This is a genomic window from Labrys neptuniae (genome assembly GCF_040797145.1).
GTDB lineage: Bacteria > Pseudomonadota > Alphaproteobacteria > Rhizobiales > Labraceae > Labrys > Labrys neptuniae.
Window position 1 is genome coordinate 1,135,876 of the sequence record NZ_JBFNQD010000001.1, and the last position, 20,485, is coordinate 1,156,360.

General features: G+C 62.9%; 18 protein-coding genes. 14 read left to right on the forward strand and 4 right to left on the reverse strand.

Going from position 1 to position 20,485, the window contains the following annotated elements:
• Positions 1-66: 66 nt before the first annotated feature.
• Positions 67-816, forward strand: coding sequence for an arginyltransferase (locus ABXS05_RS05455; protein WP_367623185.1), 750 nt, complete (start codon positions 67-69; stop codon positions 814-816).
• A gap of 182 nt (positions 817-998) precedes the next feature.
• Positions 999-1,337, forward strand: coding sequence for a hypothetical protein (locus ABXS05_RS05460; RefSeq protein WP_311935501.1), 339 nt, complete (start codon positions 999-1,001; stop codon positions 1,335-1,337).
• A gap of 267 nt (positions 1,338-1,604) precedes the next feature.
• On the opposite strand, the gene ABXS05_RS05465 is transcribed toward ABXS05_RS05460, so the two are convergent.
• A complete protein-coding gene (locus ABXS05_RS05465; protein ID WP_367623186.1) occupies positions 1,605-2,531 on the reverse strand; it encodes a carbohydrate kinase family protein in 927 nt (308 codons plus the stop codon).
• Positions 2,532-3,371: 840 nt separating this feature from the next.
• On the opposite strand from ABXS05_RS05465, the gene ABXS05_RS05470 reads away from it, so the two are divergent.
• Both ABXS05_RS05470 and ABXS05_RS05475 read left to right on the forward strand, forming a co-directional pair.
• Positions 3,372-3,932: a GNAT family N-acetyltransferase gene (locus ABXS05_RS05470; protein WP_311935505.1), complete on the forward strand. Its 561-nt coding sequence runs from the start codon at positions 3,372-3,374 to the stop codon at positions 3,930-3,932.
• A 286-nt stretch (positions 3,933-4,218) separates the two neighbouring features.
• Positions 4,219-4,692: a hypothetical protein gene (locus tag ABXS05_RS05475; RefSeq protein ID WP_367623187.1), complete on the forward strand. Its 474-nt coding sequence runs from the start codon at positions 4,219-4,221 to the stop codon at positions 4,690-4,692.
• Between the two features lie 72 nt (positions 4,693-4,764).
• Here ABXS05_RS05475 and ABXS05_RS05480 read toward each other — a convergent pair whose 3' ends face one another.
• A complete protein-coding gene (locus ABXS05_RS05480; RefSeq protein ID WP_367623188.1) occupies positions 4,765-5,907 on the reverse strand; it encodes a Gfo/Idh/MocA family protein in 1,143 nt (380 codons plus the stop codon).
• Positions 5,908-6,079: 172 nt separating this feature from the next.
• On the opposite strand from ABXS05_RS05480, the gene ABXS05_RS05485 reads away from it, so the two are divergent.
• Both ABXS05_RS05485 and ABXS05_RS05490 read left to right on the forward strand, forming a co-directional pair.
• Positions 6,080-6,277, forward strand: a complete 198-nt coding sequence (locus tag ABXS05_RS05485; RefSeq protein ID WP_367623189.1) for a hypothetical protein — start codon at positions 6,080-6,082, stop codon at positions 6,275-6,277.
• Between the two features lie 173 nt (positions 6,278-6,450).
• Positions 6,451-7,284 carry a MurR/RpiR family transcriptional regulator gene (locus ABXS05_RS05490; RefSeq protein ID WP_311935512.1) on the forward strand — a complete coding sequence of 278 codons (834 nt, stop codon included), beginning with the start codon at positions 6,451-6,453 and terminating at the stop codon, positions 7,282-7,284.
• Positions 7,285-7,416: 132 nt separating this feature from the next.
• Here the strand turns inward: ABXS05_RS05490 and iolG are convergent, their stop codons facing one another.
• The gene (gene iolG / locus ABXS05_RS05495; RefSeq protein ID WP_367623190.1) at positions 7,417-8,403 is read right to left on the reverse strand and encodes an inositol 2-dehydrogenase; all 987 of its coding nucleotides are present in this window, start codon (positions 8,401-8,403) and stop codon (positions 7,417-7,419) included.
• Between the two features lie 375 nt (positions 8,404-8,778).
• Here iolG and ABXS05_RS05500 point away from each other — a divergent pair, with 375 nt between their 5' ends.
• From ABXS05_RS05500 to ABXS05_RS05530, 7 genes are all read left to right on the forward strand, one after another.
• Complete coding sequence (locus ABXS05_RS05500) at positions 8,779-10,698, forward strand: bifunctional 5-dehydro-2-deoxygluconokinase/5-dehydro-2-deoxyphosphogluconate aldolase (RefSeq protein WP_311935516.1); 1,920 nt, start codon at positions 8,779-8,781, stop codon at positions 10,696-10,698.
• A 165-nt stretch (positions 10,699-10,863) separates the two neighbouring features.
• Complete coding sequence (iolD, locus tag ABXS05_RS05505) at positions 10,864-12,690, forward strand: 3D-(3,5/4)-trihydroxycyclohexane-1,2-dione acylhydrolase (decyclizing) (RefSeq protein WP_367623431.1); 1,827 nt, start codon at positions 10,864-10,866, stop codon at positions 12,688-12,690.
• A gap of 108 nt (positions 12,691-12,798) precedes the next feature.
• Positions 12,799-13,689, forward strand: coding sequence for a myo-inosose-2 dehydratase (gene iolE, locus ABXS05_RS05510; RefSeq protein WP_367623191.1), 891 nt, complete (start codon positions 12,799-12,801; stop codon positions 13,687-13,689).
• A gap of 129 nt (positions 13,690-13,818) precedes the next feature.
• Positions 13,819-14,613, forward strand: coding sequence for a 5-deoxy-glucuronate isomerase (gene iolB, locus ABXS05_RS05515; RefSeq protein ID WP_311945137.1), 795 nt, complete (start codon positions 13,819-13,821; stop codon positions 14,611-14,613).
• 435 nt (positions 14,614-15,048) lie between these two features.
• Positions 15,049-15,792 (forward strand): outer membrane protein, encoded by a 744-nt coding sequence (locus ABXS05_RS05520; RefSeq protein ID WP_311945136.1) that lies wholly within the window; start codon positions 15,049-15,051, stop codon positions 15,790-15,792.
• Between the two features lie 324 nt (positions 15,793-16,116).
• A complete protein-coding gene (locus ABXS05_RS05525; protein WP_367623192.1) occupies positions 16,117-16,953 on the forward strand; it encodes a methyltransferase, TIGR04325 family in 837 nt (278 codons plus the stop codon).
• Between the two features lie 393 nt (positions 16,954-17,346).
• On the forward strand, positions 17,347-18,243 hold the full coding sequence (locus ABXS05_RS05530) for a hypothetical protein (protein WP_367623193.1): 897 nt from the start codon (positions 17,347-17,349) through the stop codon (positions 18,241-18,243).
• Between the two features lie 29 nt (positions 18,244-18,272).
• Here the strand turns inward: ABXS05_RS05530 and ABXS05_RS05535 are convergent, their stop codons facing one another.
• Positions 18,273-19,283 (reverse strand): S1C family serine protease, encoded by a 1,011-nt coding sequence (locus ABXS05_RS05535; protein ID WP_437178636.1) that lies wholly within the window; start codon positions 19,281-19,283, stop codon positions 18,273-18,275.
• Between the two features lie 245 nt (positions 19,284-19,528).
• Between ABXS05_RS05535 and pdxY the strand changes: the two genes are divergently transcribed.
• Positions 19,529-20,377 carry a pyridoxal kinase PdxY gene (pdxY, locus tag ABXS05_RS05540; protein ID WP_311945013.1) on the forward strand — a complete coding sequence of 283 codons (849 nt, stop codon included), beginning with the start codon at positions 19,529-19,531 and terminating at the stop codon, positions 20,375-20,377.
• Positions 20,378-20,485: the final 108 nt, after the last annotated feature.

Below are 20,485 nucleotides of genomic sequence, written 5' to 3' on the forward strand. Positions count from 1 at the left end.
CCAGCAGGACTCTGGCGAGACGCGGCGCCCGGTGGTAGCTTTCGCCTTCATGCATGGAGAATGGCGTTGAGCATTGAAATACGCGACTCACCGCAATTCTATCTGACCGCGCCATCGCCCTGTCCCTATCTGAAGGGCAAGCAGGAACGCAAAGTGTTCACCCACCTGATCGGTGAACGGGCCGCGCGCCTCAACGATGTGCTCAGCCATGGCGGCTTCCGCCGCTCGCAGACCATTGCCTACCGGCCGGCCTGCGAAAACTGCAAGGCTTGCGTTTCGGTGCGCGTGCCGGTTGCCGATTTCATCAGGACGAAATCTTTCCGCCGCGTGCAGGCCGACAATCGCGACGTCGTTTCGCAAATGCGCAGTGCCACGCCGACCTCGGAACAATATTCCACCTTCAGGGCCTATCTCGACCAGCGCCATGCCGATGGCGGCATGGCCGACATGACGGTGCTCGACTATGCGATGATGGTCGAGGATACCCATGTGAACACGCAATTGGTCGAGTACCGGCTATCCGGTGCCGGCCTGCCGTTGAACCGGCAAGGCGAGGGTCCGCTGGTCGGCGTTTCGCTCACCGATGTGCTGGCCGACGGCCTGTCGATGGTCTACTCGTTCTATGAGCCGGGCATGGCGGCACGCAGCGTCGGCACATTCATGATCCTGGACCATATCGCCCGTACGCAGGCGATGGGACTGCCCTATCTCTATCTGGGCTATTGGGTCGAGGGATCGCGCAAGATGGCCTATAAGGGGCGCTTCCTGCCGCAGGAACGGCTCGGCCCCAATGGCTGGGATCGCGTCGAGAAATAGCGGCCGGGGCGTTTGGTGACGGGGCGGTCACGCCAAGAATCTCCACGATCCGTCACCCCGCCATCATGTTTCTGAACGTCAGATGACCAGGGCGTTCGCGCCTCGTTCAGGCAGGAACTGGCATCGTGTCCTCATTGCTCCTTGAGTTCCTACGAGCTCGAGCCCCCTCAATGAGGTAACCGATGAACCTTCTCGGCAAGACCATGATTGCGGCCTCCTTCGCGCTGACGGGCCTGATGGCCAGTGTCGGCACGTCCTCGGCCATGAACGTCGCTCCGGCGACGCCAGGCGCTTCGCCGCTGGTCCAGGATGTCCGCTGGGGCTGTGGCCCTGGCTGGCAGCCCAATCGCTGGGGCCGCTGCGTCCCAGTCCGCCGTCCCTACTATGGCTATGGCGGCGGGTATGGCTATGGCGGTGGCTGGGGTCCTCGTCCCCGCTGGGGCTGGGGCGATGGCTACCGTCCCCGCCATGGCGGCTGGGATCGCCCCTACTATCGCGAACGCCGCTGGGACAATTATTGAGCCCACCAAACGAGTTCCAGGGGGCGGTAGCGTATAACCGCCCCTCTTCCCCTATCCGGCCGAGCCACCGGTGTCCTGCGTAATTGGCTCACATTCGGAAACGGTGCCCCAGGCAAGCCCCCATATCGCGTAGGCAAGACGCCTATGGAGGCTTTACGGACGCTCCGGCCAGGCGCGACTTGTCAGGCTGCAATGCCGCGCCGAACCTGGTATCCGCGCCTGACGGCACCGTTTTGACTGAGAGCGCCGTTGCCCCCGCACCCTGCCTCAAGAGACCAGGCGCGCATCCAGCCTGGCTGCCGCTTCCACCACGGCTCGCCTTTCGGGCATGCCGTCCCAGCCATTGCCGAGGCCGCATTTGAGGCTCGCGGCCGCGCTGGCAAAACGAGCAGCATCGATCACGGACCGCCCCTCCGCCAACCCGGCGGCCAAGGCACCATGAAACACATCACCCGCACCGGTGGTGTCGAGCACACTCACCGGCAAAGCCGGCACCAGGGTCAGCCTGCTGTCGACCCACCATAGCGAGCCCCGTGCGCCCAACGTGACGCCAAAGGTGCCGCCAAGGCGCCGAGACAACGCTTCGCAGCCTTTCGCATCCGGTTGCGCCCCGGCGCTGGCAAGCGCAAATCCATCCTCCGAGAACACCGGCAGGCTCGCGCGTCGTGCCAGCTCCAACAGCCGCGCCGGATCGGTCACTTCCGCATCGAGCACCGACGGGACGCCCGCGGCAGCAGCCGCATCCAGCACCGCAAAAGAGGCTTCGTGCCAATTGATATCGGCAAGCACCGCGCCCGCCTTGGCAATGTCCTGCAAATGCAGATGGGCCGTCGAGGCCGGCAGGTCGGTGTGATCGTGACCGACGATGAGCCGTTCGCCCTGCCGATCGACGATCACCACGGCGGAGATGGTATCCATCTCCCCGCTGCATTTCACGCCGTCGATCCCGACGCCGTGATGGCGCAGGCGCTCGCATAGGAAAGCCGCTTCGGCATCGTCACCCAAACGGCTCCACAATTCGACCGGCTGCTGCAAGCGGGCGCAGGCGACCGCGGCCGTCGCGGCCGGACCGCCTCCCCGCTTGAAATGGTGCCGGGCCGTGACCTTGATGGCCTGCCGCGGCATTTCATCGATTTCCAGCACCTGGTCCACCGTCGTGGTGCCGACGCAGATGACGGCTCCCCTCGTTCTCATCGGCTCTTGCATGATCGCTTGTCTTCGCCGCCCGAAGCGTTCTGCAGGCGGACCTTATGGGTTGTTTCCTCGCGATGATATAAAGCCAGTTTGTCAGACAAAACAATATGGCCATCGGCTCATCTGGCGGGCACCGAAGCGGCGCGAACCATGATCGAGGCGGCTTGGCAAGCCTGACCAAACGTCAGCTTCCGTACCGATATAACACCCGCGTCACGCTCGTGCTGGTGTTGTCGGACCAACGTTCGGGAGGATCGAGGAAGAGCGCATGTTGCAGCTATGGACAAAAGCGCTCGCCTCGCACTGCTGTAACAACTTACCGGCGGACTTGGTCGCTTGCGCTCTTCGTGAGGCAATGAAAAGCCCGGTCCACGCAAACGCGGCCGGGCTTTCGCATGTCGGGCAACCGGGTGGCTCGAATCGGGCATCCGACCACCGTGTCTGGTCAATCACGACGGACCGGGCTCGCAATGGCGCTGTGGCTGAAACCGATTTCGGCAAGACCCTTTTGGGTCGGTATCCGATGGGTCTCCCGGCGCTTTTGACAAGCAGGAAACGCCCGACAGCAGATGTGCAATCTGGCAATGAGACTGACAAGGATCATCGCTACCTAAGGAAATTCACCGTTTGTTGCGGTGCAATATAGCGCGCCAAACCGGCCTCCAGCGACGCGAGTGCATAGCTGGCATGCAGGCCTTTCGCAACAGCCCCAACCCAGGAGCTAGGACTATCGCCTACCTGACTAACCAACCGCCCTCCGAGTTGTCGAAGGGACCCAACACGCATTTTGCACCTATCAATACGACCGATCGCACGGATGAGATCGAGGAAAGTTCACCTATGCCCCTTCTGTCGGCATTCACCGTCGCTCCCACCATCGAGACGTCGCGCTTGATTTTGCGTGCGCACAGACCCGGCGATCTGGAGAGCGTCACGGCCATGTGGGCAGAGCCCGCGGTGCTTCGTTATGTGCGCAAATCCCCCTATCCGCGCGAGGAAGTCTGGACCCGCATGCTGCGTTATGCCGGCCACTGGCTCTGGATGGGGTTCGGCTTCTGGATCGTGACCGACAAGACGGACGGGCGATTCCTGGGCGAAGTCGGCATCCATAATTTCGAGCGCGACATGGAGCCTGAATTCTCAGGCACGCCCGAACTCGGCTACTCCCTGATCGGCGCGGCCCATGGCAAGGGCTATGCCACCGAGGCAGCCAAGGCGGTGCTGAACTGGTTCGACGGCCATATCGATCTGCCGCATACCAACTGCATGACGAGCCCCGACAACATCCACTCCCAGCGTGTCGCCCTCAAATGCGGCTATGAATATCTGCGCCAGTCCATTCATCTGGGTTCCCCCGTTGCGATCTTTCGCAGGCGCAGAGTCATCGCACCGACGCCATGATGCGATGTGAAACCACGGCTTGTTCTCCTTGATGACGTTAAGGACAGCAAAACCTTGACTGAAATTCGATCAGAAAAGCTTGCCGGCGTGAAGCGCCGGCAAGCTTTTGCCGAAATGGAAACTGATCCGAGCTGATGAAGGTTCCTCTTTTTTCTTTGGCAGACTCGGTCTATCACCAGGGTGTGCCGTACCTTCGCCGTATTCCTGATCACACAAATAGGCATTCCGGCTGAGGCTTATCCAGAGTCGGCGGCGGGCAATATCCGCCGAAAATGAGGGAGTTAGAATGATGCTTCGTTCCGCCATCATTGGTACCGGACTACTGATCGCCAGCGCGGTCGCGCTTGCTGCGCCAGCGCAGGCGCTCACCATGAAGGAGTGCAGCGACAAATATCAGGCCGCAAAGACCGCGAACACGCTGAACGGCGCGACCTGGAACGACTTCCGCAAGGCACAATGCGGCACGGAAGCAATGCCGGCTGCCACCGCGCCGGCAGCACCTGCAGCCCCCGCCGCGACGACGGCTGCCAAACCGGCTCCGGCCGCCAAGCCGGCTCCGACCGCCGCCACCTCGGGCAGCGCCGTGTTCCCGTCGGCCATCGATCCGAAATATGCCAAGGAATCGGCCGGCAAGCAGCGCATGCATACCTGCCTCGACCAGTATAATGCCAACAAGGCCAACAACGGCAATGGCGGCCTGAAATGGATTCAGAAGGGTGGCGGCTACTACAGCGAATGCAACAAGAAGCTGAAAGGCTAATTCTCTTCTTCTTCATCATGCGGCCGCGGATACCCTCCGCGGCCGTTTTCTTTTACCGCTGATGCAAGGCGGTCAAGCCTTCACTTCCACCCAGCGGCCTTTGGCAAAGCTGTCCGCGATGGCGTGGATGGTACGCTCGATGGCAAGGCCATCGTCGAAGTCGAACACCGAGGCCTTTTCGCCCTCGATGCGGGCGATCAGTTCGCGGCATTCGATCACTTTCAGATCGTTGAAACCAAGCCCGTGGCCAGGCGCCGGAATGAAGCGATCATAGGGCTTGTGCACCGGCGCACTGAGAATGCTCCGGAACCCCTGGGTTTCCTCGTTGCCCTCGCGGCGGAAAAGCTGCACCTCGTTGAAGCGTTCCTGATCGAACACGATGGCGCCGGCATCGCCGAAGATCTGCAGTTGGATGCGCCCCTTGCGCCCCCAGGCGGCGCGATTGACGGTGAGCACCCCCGAAGCGCCGCTCTCCAGGCGCAGCAAGGCGGTGGCGATGTCATAGTTCTCGATGGCTCGCCTGCCGCCATCGGGGTGGGGACGGTCCGCATAGGGCCTTGCCATCTCGCCGAACACTTCGGCGACCCCGCCGAGAACAAAACGCAGCAGGCTGAGGGGATGCACGGCAAAATCGTCGAGGGCCCCGTACCCGGCGCTGGCCTCGTTGCGGGTAGCGAAGGGGGTTTGCCGGTCCGCCATGAAATCCTCGTCCATCTCCAGGCGGACATGATTGACGACGCCGATCGCCCCCTCGCCGATCAGCTTGCGGATCAGGCGCATGGCGGGATTTTGAATATAGTTGTAGCCGAGCACCGCCACCTTGCCGCTGCCGCGCCAGGCGGCGTGCATCGCCTGCGCGTCGGCAAAGACGGTCGCCATCGGCTTTTCGCACCAGACATGCTTGCCCGCCTCCAGCGCCGCGATCGCCATCTCGGCATGGAAACGGTTGGGCGTGGTGATCGAGATCACGTCGATCTGCGGGTCGGCCAGGAGTTCACGCCAGTCTCCGGTCGAGGTCGCGAAGCCGAGTTCCATTGCCTTGGTGCGGGCGAGATCGGCGGACGCCTCGGCAAGCGCGACCAAACGAGGCCTGATGACGTCACCGAAGGTCGAGGCGACCGCATTCCACGCCAAGGCATGACATTTGCCCATATATCCCGTGCCGATCAGGCCAACACCGAGCCCCTTGCCATCCGATTTGGCCAACGCGTTCATCACTACTCTCCCTTTATGTCCATTCGCCATACCGCCTTGGTATGGCCGTCATTCCATTTCATTGTGCGACGCAGCACAGATTTGTTGTATGCTGCAGTGCATCAAAATCGGCACAGATCGATTCGACTCACCGCGGGCGGGCTGCCGTCTCTCGGGGAAAGAAAGGATATCCATGCTGGCTCCGCGGTTCGCCGTCGCAGCCAAGGGGACAACTGCCATGCTGTTTACTGGCATCATCGCGGCCTTGATTGCCCGCATCATCGACAATCCGGCCCGGCACACGCCGCCGCCCTCCACCGACGCGCCACGCGATCGGGATGAGGAGAAGCCGACAACCGACGGTGTCGATCCGCACACGCGCCGGTGCTGAGCCGATCCACATCCGCGATTGCGAAACGGGTTTCGCGGTCTTTCCAGTTGCACTACCCTTCCGTTGGGCGTGCCTTTGCGGCACGATCCGGTATCGCTGCCGCGTGGCACCACCGGTAGGGTGTCAATGATAGGGAGGGCAGCGAGCACACTGCCCCGCTTCTGGAACGGGACATGGCCATGGCTGAGGACGAGACGCGCGACTTTACCGATTTTTCCGCGCGTCTCGCCGATCGCATCGATCAATTGCCCAAACGCCTGCGGCAAGTGGCTCATTTCGCCAACGACCATCCCGACGAGGTCGCCCTCGGCACCGCCGCCTCGGTGGCAGAGAATGCCGGCGTGCAGGCCTCGACCCTGGTGCGCTTCGCCAAGACGCTCGGCTATTCCGGCTTTTCCGATCTGCAGCAGGTCTTCCTCGCCCGGCTGAAACAGCGCTTTCCCGATTATCGCCAGCGCGTGGCGCTGCTGCGGACCGAAGCGAATGAGGGCTCCCTGTCGGCGCCGCTGCTCAACGGCTTTGCCGACGCAGCCACGCTGTCGATCGAGCGGTTGCGGGCGTCGGCCGATCCCGAAATGATCGATGCGGCGATCGAATTGCTTGCCGGTGCCGACATCATCCATCTGGTCGCAGCCCGCCGGCTTTTCCCGGTGGCGGCCTATCTCGCCTACGCCTTCGGCAATCTGGGCCAGCGCTGCGCGCTGGTCGATCATGTCGGCCAGCTCGGCAAGGAGCAGATTTCGCTGGCGGGGCCCAGGGACGTGGTGCTGGCGATTTCCTACAACCCCTACTCGCCCGACACCGTCGAACTGGCTGGGATCGCGCATCAGCGCGGCAATGCCATCCTGGCCATTACCGACAGCCCGGCAAGCCCCCTGGCCCGCCTCGCCCGCATTCGCCTGGATGTGGAAGAAGCCGATCATGGTGCCTTCCGTTCGCTGGCGGCGACCTTCGCTTTGGCCATGACGCTGGCCGTGGGCACGGCCGAACATAAGGGGCGCGACTGACAAGGGGTGTCCCCTGGGAGCGCGGAGGTCCTCGTCCGCGCTTGCCAACGCTCGGCTTGCCATGAAAGGCGGGTCGTCCGGCACTTCTTGAGTGCCCAGGGACGTCCGCGCTCCAAGGCAAATCCAACCGGCCTATATTTTCACCGTCATCCCCGTCCGGGCCGCCTGCGTGGCGGCATCAGCCAGAATCTGGGCCTTCAGGCCGTCCTCGCCCGAGGGATTGGGCGACTTGCCCGCCAGGATGGCGTCAAGAAAGGCCGTCATCTCGAGACGATAGGCCTCGGCATAACGTTGCAGGAAGAAATCCTGCACGGGATCGGCCAGGAAACCGGAGCCGGTCGCCACCTCGACAGTGGTCTTCGGCACGTTGTGGGCGCGGATCAGGCCTTTGGAGCCATGCACCTCGATGCGCTGGTCATAGCCGTAGGTGGCGCGGCGCGAATTGGAGATCTGCGCGATCTTGCCCGACGCCGTCTTCAGGAGCACGGCGGCCGTATCGACGTCGCCAGCCTTGCCGATGGCTGGATCGACCAGGGCCGAAGCGACCGCGTGCACCTCTACCGGCTCCTCGGCCAGCAGGAAACGGGCAAGGTCGAGATCGTGAATCATCATGTCGCGGAAGAGCCCGCCGGAGCCTTCGATATAGGAGACCGGCGGCGGCGACGGGTCACGCGAGATGATGGTGACCAGTTCCACCTCCCCGATCGCGCCCTCGGCGATTCGGTGCTTGAGGGTAGCGAAATTGGGATCGAAGCGGCGATTGAAGCCGATCATCAGGGGCTTGCCGGCCTTGGTGACCTCGGCGAGGCAGTGGCGGATCCGGTCGGACGACAGATCGACCGGCTTCTCGCAGAACACGGCCTTGCCGGCCTGCACGGCCCGTTCGATCAGATCGGCATGGGTGTTAGTCGGCGTGCAGATGAGCACGGCGTCGACGTCGGCGGCGGCGATGGCCTCGTCGATCGTGCTGACGCGGGCGCCCGTCTCGGCCGCCAGGGCCTCGGCGGAGGGCCCGTGCGGATCGGAAACCGAAATCAGTCTGGCCTGCGGATGCAGTGCCGCATTGCGACCATGGATCTTGCCGATGCGGCCAGCGCCGAGAACTGCGAGACGAACCATTTCTCTCCCCAATCGTTTGATTTGACCCGAGGACCGGGCCTGTTTGCTGTAGGATAATCGTCAATCATCGCGCCATGCCACCGAATCGCGGCCATGCACGCAAAAGCGGGCGGCGGCACAGGCTTCACGTCAAAATATGGCATTTTTATTCTATATTGACAACATAATAGAATATATGTTTCATTTTTGAAGCGCCGATCGAAGGGATGAAGCAACCGCCGCAAGGCCCGCCGACGCGCGAGACAACAACAAGGCGACAGGCCGGCACGCAGTCGCCAAGAGGAAACGTTTAGAGCCGGCCGTTTCCGCCCGTTGCGGTTGCCTTGTGCATCCGCTGTTCCATGGCGGGCCGGTCCGTCTGTCTGGAGGTCAAGCATGAGCACGCCCGCACTCGATGTCATCACGATCGGCCGCGCTTCGGTGGATCTTTACGGCCAGCAGGTCGGCGGCAGGCTGGAGGACATGTCCTCCTTCACCAAGGCCGTGGGCGGCTGCCCCGCCAACATCGCCATCGGCACGGCGCGCCTCGGCCTGAAATCGGCCCTGATCACCCGGGTCGGCGACGAGGCGATGGGACGCTTCATCCGCGAGCAGATGCAGCGCGAGGGCGTGGCGACCGAAGGCATCCACACCGATCCCGCTCGCCTTACCGCGCTGGTCATCCTCGGCGTGCGCGACGAAAAGCAATTCCCTCTCATCTTCTACCGCGACAATTGCGCCGACATGGCGCTCGACGAAAGCGACGTCGACGAGGCCCTGATCGCCTCTGCCGCCGCCATCGTGGTCACCGGCACGCATTTTTCCCAGCCCAACACCGATGCGGCCCAGCGCAAGGCCATCCGCCTTGCCAAGAAGCACGGCCGCAAGGTGGTGTTCGACGTCGACTACCGGCCCAACCTCTGGGGCCTCGCCGGACATGGGGCGGGCGAGGAGCGCTATATCAAGGCCGATCACGTCACCCAGCATCTGCAGACTATACTGCCCGATTGCGACCTGATCGTCGGCACGGAAGAAGAACTCGCCATTGCCGGCGGTTCGGAGGACACGCTCGAGACGCTGCGGCGCATCCGTTCCATCTCCGACGGCACCATCGTCTGCAAGCGCGGCCCGATGGGCTGCGTCGTCTTTCCCGGTGCCATCCCGGCCAGCTTGGATGACGGCATTCGCGGGCCGGGATTTCCGGTTGAGGTCTACAACGTCCTTGGTGCTGGCGACGCCTTCCTGTCGGGCTTCCTGCGCGGGTGGCTGCGCGGCGAGCCGCTCGAAACCGCCTGCGCCTATGCCAATGCCAGCGGTGCCTTCGCGGTCTCCCGCCTGCTCTGCTCGCCCGAGATCCCGACCTTCACCGAACTCAGCTATTTCCTCGAACATGGCAGCAAGGAACGGGCCTTGCGCAAGGATGCTGCCATCAACCATATCCATTGGGCCACCACCCGCCGCCCGGCCGCTGAGGGGCTGATGGCGCTCGCCGTCGACCACCGCGCTCAGATGGAAGCGATGGCGGACGAAATCGGCGTATCTCGAGAGCGTATCTCCGCCTTCAAGGCCCTGGCGGTCAAAGCTGCCGCCAGGATCGCAGGTGGGCGGCCCGGCTTCGGCATGCTGATCGACGGCATCTATGGCCGCGAAGCCTTGTTCCGCGCGGCCGATCACCCCTTCTGGATCGGCAGGCCGGTCGAGCTTCCCGGCTCCCGCCCCCTGGAATTCGAGGGTGGCCCCGATGTCGGTACCAGCCTGATCGAATGGCCGGTCGGACACACGATCAAGTGCCTCTGCTTCTATCATCCCAGCGACCCCCCTGCTCTCAAGGAGCAGCAGGAGCGCCAATTGCTGCGTCTTCACGCGGCTGCACGCACGGTGGGCCGCGAATTGCTGATCGAGATCATCGCGGGCAAGCATGGTCCACTCGAAGACGACACGGTATCGAGCGTGGTGCAGCGCCTCTACGACCTCGGCATCAAACCCGACTGGTGGAAACTGGAGCCACTGAAGACCGCCGCGGCCTGGCGCGCCGTCGCCGCGGTGATCGAGCGTAACGATCCGCTCTGCCGTGGCATCGTACTGCTTGGCCTGGAAGCACCGGAGGAGGACCTCGAGGCTGCCTTCGCCGTGGCTGCGAGTGAACCGATGGTGAAGGGCTTCGCCGTCGGACGCACCATCTTCAATGAACCGGCCCGTGCCTGGCTGCGCGGGGCTCTCAGCGACGATGATGCGGTCGACGCGATGGCAACGCGTTTCGCCAGGCTGGTTCAGGCCTGGGAGAGTGCCTCGGGACAGGCTGCGGCGGCCCAATAGCACTCGCGAAGCAGCTTCGCGCTGGCTATGGTCCGGCATTCCAAGCGAGGTCCGCAAGGGGCCTCCACTTCTCGACAAAGACATTTGGAGCAGGCCACTCAACCATATTGACAGTTGAGTCCAATATGCTCAGGGAGAGATTTCGTGGCAACCATCCGTCTCACAATGGCCCAGGCCCTGGTCCGCTTCCTCACCGCTCAGAAGACAGTCGTCGACGGGCAGACGGTGCCGATTTTCGCTGGTGTCTTCGCCATTTTCGGCCATGGCAACGTCGCCGGTATCGGCGAGGCCCTCTACCAGGCGCGCGAGACCCTGCCGACCTATCGTGCCCACAACGAGCAGTCGATGGCCCATGCCGCCACCGCCTATGCCAAGGCGATGCGACGGCGCCGCATGATGGCCTGCACCACCTCGATCGGGCCGGGCGCCACCAATCTGGTCACGGCCGCGGCGGTTGCCCATGTCAACCGCCTGCCCCTCCTCCTGCTGCCCGGCGACGTCTTCGCCAATCGCCGGCCGGATCCAGTGCTGCAGCAGTTGGAGGATTTCGGCGACGGCACCGTCACCCCGAACGATGCCTTCCGGCCCGTCTCGCGCTATTTCGACCGCATCACCCGCCCCGAGCAGATCATTCCGGCCCTGGCACGGGCGATGACGGTGCTCACCGATCCGGCCGATTGCGGGCCGGTGACCCTCGCGCTATGCCAGGACGTGCAGGCCGAGGCCTATGACTATCCCGCTTCCTTCTTCGAAGAACGGGTCTGGACGAGCCGGCGTACCCGCCCCGACGAAGACGAGTTGGCCGCCGCGGTCACCGCCCTGAAGGCCGCCCGCAAGCCTGTGATCGTCACCGGCGGTGGCACGCTCTATTCGCAGGCTGAAGGCACTCTCGCCACCTTTGCCGCCAAACATGGTATTCCGATCGGTGAAACCCAGGCCGGCAAGAGCGCCATCGCGCTGGACGACCCGCTCGGCATGGGCGCCATCGGCGTCACCGGCACCGGTGCTGCCAACGCGGTGGCCGAGGAAGCCGACCTGGTGCTGGCCGTGGGGACCCGCTTGCAGGATTTCACCACCGGCTCCTGGGCTCTGTTCAAGGCCGACACGCATCGCATCGTCGGCCTCAACACCCAGCCTTTCGATGCGAGCAAGCACCGCGCCTTGCCGTTGGTCTGCGATGCCAAGGTCGGGCTGGAACTGCTCTCGCATGCCCTCGGCGACTGGAAAGCGCCGACGTCATGGACGGACAAGGCGATCGCAGGCCGCGAAGCATGGCTGAAGACGGCCAGCCGCTACACCGACGCCAGCAATGCCGAACTGCCCTCAGACGCCCAGGTCATCGGCGCCGTGCAGCGGGTCGGCAAGCCCACCGACATCGTGGTCTGCGCCGCCGGCGGCCTGCCCGGTGAGCTCCACAAGCTCTGGCAGGCGGGCGCGCCCGGCGGCTATCATATGGAATATGGCTACTCCTGCATGGGCTACGAGATTGCCGGCGGCCTCGGCGTGAAGATGGCCGAGCCTGACCGCGAGGTCATCGTCATGGTCGGTGACGGCTCCTATCTGATGGCCAATTCCGAAATCGCCACCTCGATCATGGCCGGCGCCAAGCTGACCATCGTGGTGCTCGACAACCGGGGCTATGGCTGCATCAACCGCCTGCAGCGCGCAACGGGCGGCGAAAGCTTCAACAACCTGCTGCGCGACACCCGCCACGACGTGCTGCCGGACATCGACTTCACCGCGCATGCCGCCAGCCTCGGCGCGCACGCCGTCAAGGTGAAGAGCCTGGCCGAGCTGGAGGCTGCCGTCACTGCCGCGCGCGGGCACAGCCGCACGTCTGTGGTGGTGATCGATACCGATCCCTTGGAATCGACCGATGCGGGCGGGGCCTGGTGGGACGTTGCCGTCCCCGAGGTTTCCCAGCGCCGCGAGGTCGAGGCGGCCCATGCGGCCTATGTCCAGAAAAAAACACTGCAGCGCGTGGGCGACTGAGCATCATCGGGGGCGGGTCTTCAGACCCGCCTTCTCCCCTACTCCCCCCCTGTAAGAATACCGGGTCTGAAGACCCGCCCCCGAACCAATATTCTCCGGAGTTCTCCTATGCCTATCCGTATTGGCGCCAACCCCATCGGCTGGTCGAACGACGACATGCCCGAAATCGGCGGCGACACCCCGCTTGAAACCTGCCTGGCCGAGGCCAGGGAAGTCGGCTTTGAGGGCATGGAGCTCGGCAACAAGTTTCCGCGCGAGGCAAACGCCCTCAAGGCAGCCCTCGCCCCCTTCGGCCTCGCCTGTGTCGGCGGCTGGCACTCGATCGAATTGCTGACCCGGGACGAGCATGCCGAGTTCGCGGCAGCGCGTGCCCATATCGACCTGCTCAAGGCGTTGGGCACCAGCGTCTTCATCGTGGCCGAGACCTCCAACGCCATCCATGGCGACAAGGCCAAACCGCTGTCGCAACGCCCTGTCATGGCGTCCGCGGACTGGGCCGAATACGGCCGCCGCATCACCGCCTATGCCGAGATGCTGAAGGCCGAGGGGCTGCAGCTCGACTATCACCATCACATGGGCACGATCGTGCAGTCGCAGGCCGACATCGATGCCTTCATGGCGGCGACCGGCCCCGCCGTGCACCTCCTGCTCGACACCGGCCATGCCACCTGGGGCGGCTCGGATCCCGCCAATCTCGCCCGCCGCTATCGCAGCCGCATCAGCCATGTCCACACCAAGGATGTGCGAGCCGAGGTCAGGGCGCGTTCGGATGCGCAGGATTGGAGTTTCCTCGATAGTGTGCTCGCCGGTGTCTATACGGTTCCCGGTGACGGCATGATCGACTTTGCCAGCGTATTCCGCGAACTCCAGGGCTATTCCGGCTGGGTCATCGTCGAGGCCGAACAGGATCCCAAGAAGGCCAATCCGCTGACCTATGCCAAGGCCGGCTATGCGCATCTGCGAAAGGTGCTCGGCGAGACGGGATTGAAGGCAGCCTGACGAGAACGCGCGTTTTGGCAAAAGACGCGCTTTTATTCCAACCCTGTGGTTCGATGCGTTCTTCCGATCGAAAAGTCGATCGGCTTTTCAGGAAAACGCCCCGGCAGCAATGAGCCCGAGGAGGCCATCATGTCGAAACTTCTCCTCAAGCCTGGCAAGTCCGGCTCGCGTATCCACCAGGTCACGCCGCAATCGGCCGGCTGGACCTATGTCGGTTTCGAAGTCCACGAGCTTGCGGCCGGCGAAAGCCTGAGCGCCGAGACGGGCGCTACCGAGATCTGCCTGGTATTGGTGGCCGGCAAGGCCTCGATCAAGGCCGGCAGCCAGGATTTCGGCGTGCTGGGCGAGCGCAGCAATCCCTTCGAAGGCGCGCCCTGGTCGGTCTACATTCCCGCCGGCTCGAACTATGAGGTCAGGGCTGAAACCCCCGTCGAACTGGCCGTCTGCGCGGCACCGGGCACCGGTGCGCTGCCGGCTCGCGTGATCGGTCCCGACCAGGTCGGGCAGGAAACCCGCGGCAAGGGCTCGAACACGCGCCATGTCCGCAACATCCTGCCCGAATGGGAACCGGCCGAGAGCCTGCTTGTGGTGGAGGTGATCACCCCCTCCGGCAATTGGTCGAGCTATCCGCCCCATAAGCACGATCAGGACAATCTGCCCGCAGAGAGCCAGCTGGAAGAAACCTATTATCACCGCTTCAACCCGGCGCAGGGCTATGGTGTCCAGCGCGTCTATACGGACGACCGCTCGCTGGACGAAGTGATCGCTTTTTCAGATCGTGACGTCGTGCTCGTGCCGAAGGGTTATCACCCCGTCGGTGCCGCTCACGGCTATGACCTTTATTATCTCAATGTCATGGCTGGTCCCAAGCGCATCTGGAAATTCCACAACGATCCGGACCACGCCTGGCTCGTCCAGGCCTGAGGTTCACTCGACCGATACTTCCCAGCCGACGATCCATTCTTCCCAGGCCCGCCAGCTCCAAGCTCGCGGGCCTTTTGCTATTTCACGATGACGGTAGGTTCGAATACTCACCGACAAAAAGATACTGACATAATACCTTCGAGGTAGAGCCTCTGTCCGCTTGGGCTCAAAACCCCTCCCCCATCGATAGCAAGGTCTACGTCTCCATAAGTCATTTGGAACCAATTGAAGGTTAATATTTCTAAATAATGAGCTTTATTTCACCTAAAGCTAGGACATACTCCCCGAATTTTCAATTGCAAGCACCGTAGAATGGCAATTATATACCGCCATCTCCACGGCATCTATAAAAATGAACCCAGTGTGGCTTTCTTGTTACAGACTCAACGTCCGAGAAACGTCACTATTCGGAAAATGTTGTTAGGACATGTAGCCATGAAAATTTCTGCCGCAGCTCTGGCAATCCTGCTTTCCTCAACGGCTGCCTACGCCGCTGATCTCGCTCCGCAGCCCGTCGAACCGATCGCGCCAGTGGCAGCCCCCTATTCCTGGACCGGCTTCTACGGCGGCGTTCAGGCCGGCTATACTTGGGGCAAGTCCGACTATTCGGACTATTGGATCGCTAGCGGCGAATGGGACTACAAAGGCAAGTTGACCGCTAACGGTTTCACTGCCGGCGTCTACACGGGTTACAATTACCAATTCCAGAACAATCTGGTGGTCGGCATCGAAGGCGACATCAATTACGATTCCTTGAAGGGAAGTGCGAGGGCACGAGGCAACCTCAACTTCTCGCACGGCGCACCAGACCCGATCACCACCTACAAGCAGCGGGCAGAGCTCAAATGGGATGGCTCGGTTCGTCTGCGGGTTGGCTACGCCCTTGATCGCTTCCTGCCCTACGTCACGGGCGGTGTCGCGTTCGGGAAATATGATTTCGCACCCATCTGGAATGTCGACGGCCCGCTGCGTTATTCCAGCACCCAGGTTGGCTGGACTGTCGGCGCCGGCCTCGAATACGCCGTCACCGACAATCTGATCGCTCGCGTCGAATATCGTTATGCCGATTACGGCAAGAAGGATTATTTTAATTACTCGACAACGGCGGCTGGTAATTACAACGACCGGATCAATCTGAAGACCCATACAATCCGCGCCGGTATTTCCTACAAGTTCTGATCGACCTCCACCTTCCTTGCTATCTGCTGATAGCGAGGACCGGGAAGGACTGCTACGCGCTGGCTCATGCCGGCGCGTTTGTCTTTGCGTGCCGGCGGTCTGGCCGCGTCGCAGATTCCTCGTCTCGACCAGCCTTGGCACTATTACAGCGCCGACATGATGATCGACGACGATCCACTTTCATTGCACGCAATTAATCTTCATGCTCCGATCGAGATGAAGCAAATCGGGCCCGACTACAGTATGAAGGCATGGCTTCGTCCGTGGACGTCGAAACTCGACACCCGGGATCGCCAGCATGATACCCCTACTGCCAGGACTTCCATGAAACAGCTCTTCAAGGCCCTCATGATGCACAGCGCCATTGGCGCCTGGCTGGGGAAACTGCCCTTCCTGAAGGGACTCTACCTCCGGCATGTCTGGGCCGGCCGGATGGATCTTTTCTACGGGCTCTTCGGCAGCTACGCCGAAGCCGAGCGCTTTTCTGCCAATATCGGCAAGGTCGGCTGGCATGACGACACGCTCGCCGAACTGCTGGTCCGCGATGCGGAAGTCGAAGCCCCAACCCTGTTCCAGACCTCGCAATTCGCCGTCATGCTGTGGCTGTCGAAGCTCCTCCAGCCGGGCAGCACGGTGGTCGACTTCGGTGGCGCCGGCGGCATCTTCTATGAATTATGCGAGCGTTATGGCCTCCTGAAGCCGCCCCTGAGCTGGCATGTGGTCGACATGCCCGACATGGTCGAGCGCGGGCGGCAGCGCCATGCGAGGCTCGGCTCCACCATGATCAGCTTCGGGTCGGAACTGGCAGAGGCGCCGGCCCCCGACATCATGCTCATGCTGGGCATGATCCAATATCTGCCGGATCCCTTCGGCGAGCAGGGGCCCGGCATTCTGGACACGGTGCCGGCCTTGCCCGAACATATTCTGATCAACAAGATTCCGATCTCAGACGCCCCCGATGCCTGGACGGCCCAGAACCACGTATCCTCCGTCATCCCGTGCCGGCTGTTCAATCGCGCGAAGTTCCTGGCCTATTTCGAGGCGCGTGGCTATCGCCTGCAGGATCGCTGGCTGGTGCCCGAGCTCCAGGCCGAAATCCCCTTCCATCCCGAGCGCACACTGACCTATTTCGAGGGATTTTATTTGCGCCGGCAGGCCTGAGCAGCGTTCGAACCCCGCCTGTTCCTCCTGATCGATGCCGTGGCTCGACCGGAAGGAACAGGCTTGGCCAAACTGCGAAATCGTCCCCTTCGCGGAATGGCAGCCCCCTCGCGCCTGCGGCGGCGAAGCTCCGCCTTTGTGGGGCCATTCCCGCCTCCAATCGCCAAAAGAAGTAGACGGCGCTCCATCGCAGGGGTCTTGCAACCGACCAAATAAGGGCTGTCTTACGTTCGGATAACCCCCTCCGTACAATTCGGAGTACCCTCAGTATATCCAAACCTATCCACTAAGACCGCTACACTTCACATTTTTCCCAGCTTGTAACCGTCGATCTCAATAAGCAAGATACTTTCAAAATTAGTGCATGTCTTCTTTTCACGAATGGTCCCGGCCATGAGCCTTTCCGCCGACGAACTCATCACCCTCGATGCCGATGGTTATCGCGCCGCCTACGATCGCGTACCCCTTGCCTTCGAGCACGGCCTTCATCGCCTGCCGATGTTCCAGCCCGACGCGCTGGCGGCTCTGGCCGAGCGTTATGCCGACAGCCCGCAGGATTATTTCATCGCGGGATCGGCGCCGACACCGGGCACGAAGTTCTATGACGTCGAGCAGAACCGGGCCAGGCCGCACGAGGTCCTGGCGCAGTTGGGCAATGCACCCGCCCGCGTCCTGCTGAAACGCCTGGAGAACCACGATTCCGGTTTTCGCGACCTGCTGGACACGCTCTTCCGCAAGGTCACCGCACTCCGCGGCGGCCTGGGCGACGAGAGGATCGCACGGCTCGAATCCGCCCTCTTCATTTCCTCGGCCGCATCCACCACGCCCTTCCATTTCGATCCGGAAATCACGCATTTCTTCCAGATCGAGGGGCCGAAGCATTATCACGTCTTCCCGCCCAACGTGGTGGAGGAGAGCGATCTCGAACGCTTCTATGTCAGGGGCACGGTGAATATCGGCCAGCTCGATCTCGAAGGCTGCGACCCCCGGCAGGAGCACGTCTTCGACCTCGAGCCGGGCCGCGGCTTCCATCAGCCGCAGGATGCCCCCCATTGGGTGCGGACCGGCGGCGTGCGCAGCATCTCCTACGCCTTCTCCTTCGAGACCGATGCCAGCCGTGGGCGCGGGCGCGTCCGCGCTGCCAATCGCTATCTGCGCGCCATCGGCATGCATCCGCAGCGCCCAGGTCCCAGCCCGAGCGCCGATCGGGCCAAGGCCGCCGTCATGCAGGTTGTCACGCCAACCTTGCGAAGCGTACGCAAGGTCGTCAGGCAGGTGTCGGGACGCTGAGGCGGATCAGCGCAGGCGGCCTGCCGCCCTCATGATCCCTGCCGCTCCCGCGGCATCACGTCGAGGGAGCGGGGTTTGCCGTTGCGCAACACGTCGAAGCGCGTCGACCTGCCTATCCGCTCCTCGCCGAGCAGCCGGATGAGATCGTCCACCGCAGCGACACGGCGTCCGTCCAGGGCGACGATGATATCGCCCATCAGCAGTCCGGCACTGTCCGCCGGGCCACCGGCTTCGGCCGTGGCGATCATCACGCCGACGCCCTGATCGATGCCGGCCGCCATCTGCACGCGGCGGGCGATCACCGCCTGCTGGGCGGCAATGCCGATGGAGGCGCGCCGCACGCGGCCATGCCGGATGAGCTGCCCCATCACGAAGCTCGCCGTGTTCGACGCCACCGCAAAGCAGATCCCCTGCGCGCCCATGATCACGGCCGTGTTGATGCCGATGACCTCGCCGAGCGTGGAGACGAGGGGGCCGCCTGAATTGCCCGGGTTGAGCGCCGCATCGGTCTGGATCACGTCGTCGATCAACCGCCCGCTCTTGGCGCGCAGCGAGCGTCCGAGTGCGGAGATCACCCCGGTCGTCACCGTGGCCTCGAAGCCGAGAGGGTTGCCGATGGCGATCGCCACCTGCCCGCGCCGCAACAGGCTGGAATTGCCGAGCCGCGCCGAGGGCAGACTGACCGGCTGCTCGATGTGGACGAGGGCCAGGTCCGTATCGGGATCATCACCGATCAGGCGCGCATCGAAATGATGGCCATCCTGGGTTTGCACCGAAACGCGGGCGGTCCCCTGCGCGACGTGGCTGTTGGTGAGTACCAGGCCGTCCGGTGAAAGGATGACGCCGGAGCCGGACCCTGCCGGCTTGCCGCCCTTGCGGATGTCGAGCTTCACGACGGCGGGACCCACGCGTTCGGCGACGTCGATGACGGTGTTCGAATAGGCGTCAAGCAACAGCCCGTCTTCGGGCGTGGAAAGGGATGATGTCTGTTGAGGATGCGTATCCTCGTCCAAAATCACGGAGGGTGTATCGTCGAGCAACATGGTATCGACCCAAGACAAAGAAATTGAATACTGAGCACCGATATGGGAATGCCGCCGCCTCGCGGAAAGTCCCCTTCCCCCCGCCGCCGGCATGGCGGAAAAGCGGGTTCCCTTGGCTTTGCATAGCTGCGCTTGATCGAAACGATCAAAAATGATCATGACCGGCGGCATCGACGGACCGTTGCGCTCGGCTCGAATTTCGTCTGTTGTGCTGGTCCCTCAGTGTGCTTGTCCGAGTCACCATGAACATCCTGTCCATTCAGTCCTGGGTCACCTATGGCCATGTCGGCAATGCCTCGGCGGTTTTCCCGATGCAGCGCCTGGGCTGCGAGGTCTGGGCCATCCATACCGTGCAATTTTCCAATCACACCGGCTACGGTGCCTGGAAGGGCCGGGTCTATGACGGCACCATGGTGGATGAACTGGTCGAGGGCCTGGCCGAGCGCGGTGTGCTGCCCCTCTGCGATGGCGTGATCTCCGGCTATATGGGTTCTTCCGATATCGGCAACGCCATTCTCGCCGCCGTCGACAAGGTGCGCAGCGCCAATCCGGCCGCCACCTATTGCTGCGATCCGGTGATCGGCGACATCGGCCGCGGTGTCTTCGTAAGGCCGGGCATTCCCGAATTCATGCGCGACCAGGCCGTGCCGGCCGCTGATGTCATCACCCCCAACCGCTTCGAGCTCGAATATCTGGCCGGGCGGGAGGTACGCAGGCTCGCCGATGCCAAGGCCGCGGTGACCGCCCTGCATGCCGTCGGCCCCAAGGTGGTGCTGGTGACCTCCCTCGACACCGACGACACGCCGGACGACGCCATCGACCTGCTGGCCTCGGACGGCAACGGCTTCTACAGGGTGCGCACGCCCCGGCTGGGGCTCGACATCAATGGAGCGGGCGACGCGATCGCCGCACTGTTCAACCTGCACTGGAAACGCTCGGGCTCGGCAGCCGAAGCGCTGGACCTTGCCAGCGCCTCGATCTACGGCCTGCTCAAGCGCACCGCCGAGGCCGGCTCGCGGGAAATCCTCACCGTGGCGGCCCAGGATGAATTCGTGACGCCGAGCCGTCGCTTCGAGGTCGTCGCGGTATAGGGCAGAATGCGATTTCTCGCACGTTGCTCTAACTCTCTGTTTTGACGCGTTTTCTTGATCGAAAAGGCTATCAGCTTTTCTGGAAGACGTTTTCGTTTCCGCCGGATC